The sequence below is a fragment of the Bacillus sp. GbtcB10 genome (assembly GCF_019091365.1).
In the GTDB taxonomy this organism is placed as follows: Bacteria; Bacillota; Bacilli; order Bacillales; family Bacillaceae; genus Bacillus; species Bacillus altitudinis.
Window position 1 is genome coordinate 1 of record NZ_JAGXJP010000059.1, and the last position, 318, is coordinate 318.

The 318-nt window shown below is 41.2% G+C and carries 1 pseudogene; it reads left to right on the forward strand.

The window, feature by feature from the left end:
* Positions 1–318 (forward strand): annotated as a pseudogene (locus KVT11_RS19645) (galactokinase); the annotation flags it as partial.

The following is a 318-nucleotide window of genomic DNA, read 5'->3' on the forward strand; positions in this document are numbered from 1 at the left end:
GCGCAGCGTGCTGAAAATGAGTTTATTGACATGAACTGGGGCATTATGGATGAGTTTTCAATTAGTCTGGGAAAAGATGGTCACGCTATTTTGCTCAATTGTGACACACTTTCCTTTGAATACAGCCCATTTCGGCAAGGGGGTCTGGCACTTGTCATTGCCAATACAAATAAAAAACGAACACTTGCAGATTCCAAATACAATGAGCGCCGTACGGAATGTCAATCTGCTTTAAGCGATCTTAGAAAAGAAGTAGATATCGGTCATTTATGTGAGCTCACGGAGGATGAATTCGCTAAGCATGATCATTTGATACAA